Here is a 2,092-nt window from a genome sequence, read left to right as displayed (position 1 = left end):
GCGATCTCGACCTCGGAGCCGGTGGCGAAGATCGTTATCGCCGCCTCGCCGCTGGCGGCGGCCAGCTCATAGGCTCCCTGGCTGCTGAGGTTCTTGGCCGTGAATTCGGTGCGCACCGTCGGCAGGTTCTGGCGGGTCAGCGCCAAGGTCGACGGCGTCTTTTCCGACTCCAGGGCGATCTGCCAGCATTCCGCGGTTTCGACCGCGTCGGCCGGGCGGAAGACATTGTGGTTGGGGATCGCGCGCAATGCCGCCAGATGCTCGACCGGCTGGTGGGTCGGGCCGTCTTCGCCCAGACCGATGGAATCATGGGTCATGACGAAGATCGAGCGGATGCCCATCAGCGAAGCCAGACGCATTGACGGGCGGGCATAATCGGAGAAGCACAGGAAGGTGCCGCCATAGGCGATGAGGCCGCCATGCAGCGTCAAGCCATTGATGGCGGCCGCCATGCCATGTTCGCGAATGCCGTAGTGGACATAACGCTGGCCGTAATCGTCGGGCGTAATGTTCTTGGTCTGGCTGGTCTTGGTGTTGTTGGAGCCGGTCAGGTCGGCGGAGCCGCTTATGGTTTCCGGCACGGCGCCGTTGATGACCTCCAGCGCCATTTCCGAGGATTTGCGGGTGGCGACCTTCGGCTTGTCGGCCGACAGCTTCTTCTTGTAGTCGGCGATGACGGCGTCGAAATTCGACGGCAGCTTGCCGGCGAGGCGGCGTTCGAACTCGGCCTTCAACTTGGGCTCGGCCTTGGCCAGACGTCCCTCCCAGTCGGTGCGCGGCTTGGCGCCGGTTTTACCGGCGGCGCGCCATGCGTCAAGGATGTCGGCCGGAATCTCGAAGGGCGGCGAGTCCCAGTTGAAGAATTTGCGCGCACCGGCGATCTCGTCGGCGCCGAGCGGCGAACCGTGCGCCTTGTTGGTGCCGGCCTTGGTTGGAGCGCCGAAGCCGATGGTCGTCTTGCAGGCGATCATCGTCGGCTTGTCGGAGTGACGAGCGGCTTCGATGGCATAGGCGATGGCTTCCGGATCGGTGCCGTCGATGTGGCTGGCGTTCCAGCCCGAGGCCTGGAAGCGGGCGACCTGGTCGGTGTTGTCGGCAAGCGAGACCGGGCCGTCGATCGAGATGTTGTTGTTGTCCCAGAAGACGATCAGCTTGTTGAGCTTGAGATGGCCGGCAAGCGCGATGGCTTCCTGGGAAACACCTTCCATCAGGCAGCCGTCACCGGCCAGTACGTAGGTGTAATGGTCGACGAGGTCGTTGCCGAAGGCTGCGTTCATGATGCGCTCGCCGAGCGCGAAGCCGACCGAATTGGCGAGACCCTGGCCGAGCGGGCCGGTGGTCGTCTCTATGCCGGTGGCATGGCCGTATTCGGGATGGCCGGCGGTCTTCGAGCCCAACTGGCGGAAATGCTTGATCTGGTCGATCGTCATGTCCTCGTAGCCGGTCAGGTGCAGCAGCGAATAGAGCAGCATCGAACCGTGGCCGGCCGACAGGATGAAGCGATCCCGGTCGGGCCAATGGGGGGCCTTCGGATCATATTTCAGGAACTTCGTGAACAGCACCGTGGCGATGTCGGCGCAGCCCATGGGCAGGCCGGGATGGCCGGAGTTTGCCTTCTCGACGGCGTCCATGGAGAGAAAGCGGATCGCATTGGCCATCCGGTCATGTTGTTCACGCGACGTCATGGTTCCTCCAGAAGTGGGGGTTTGGGGGCTTGGGAGAGCCCTTGAAAAGGGTGCGCGACACATAGCAGGCGCGGGCTTTTAGTCAACAAATCGGGTGCACATTTGCCGGTCTTGTGATGCCGGCGGCGGACCTACATTAGCGTTAGCGGGGGACAGTCGCGAGAGCTTTGTTGACGTTGCCTTCACCCGGTGCCTAATGTTTCAGGGATAACGCGTTCTGAACGTGAACGATTCGGTGATGGGCAGGGCACAGGACGAAGGCCATGACCGGGGAAGCCACACTCAAGGAAGTCATCGCGAGGCTGGGCAAGGCCATCGAGGGGCTGGAAAACGCCGTCGCGGCCAAGCTCGAGCATGAACGCGACTACTCCGAAGCCGAGGCCGAGGTGCAGCGGATGAACGCCGAT

2 protein-coding genes are annotated in these 2,092 nt (G+C 63.0%); one reads left to right on the top strand and one right to left on the bottom strand.

The window, feature by feature from the left end; genetic code table 11:
• On the bottom strand, positions 1 to 1,685 hold a 1,685-nt coding region (gene tkt / locus EN879_RS33295; protein ID WP_127274575.1), incomplete at its 3' end, for a transketolase.
• A gap of 263 nt (positions 1,686 to 1,948) precedes the next feature.
• On the opposite strand from tkt, the gene EN879_RS33290 reads away from it, so the two are divergent.
• A partial coding sequence (locus EN879_RS33290) for a DUF4164 family protein (protein WP_127274574.1) occupies positions 1,949 to 2,092 on the top strand: 144 nt, incomplete at its 3' end.

Source organism: Mesorhizobium sp. M7A.F.Ca.AU.002.02.1.1, assembly GCF_003998535.1.
Lineage (GTDB): Bacteria > Pseudomonadota > Alphaproteobacteria > Rhizobiales > Rhizobiaceae > Mesorhizobium > Mesorhizobium ciceri.
Note: the sequence above shows the minus strand (reverse complement) of the source record. Positions and strands in the feature narration are given on the sequence as shown.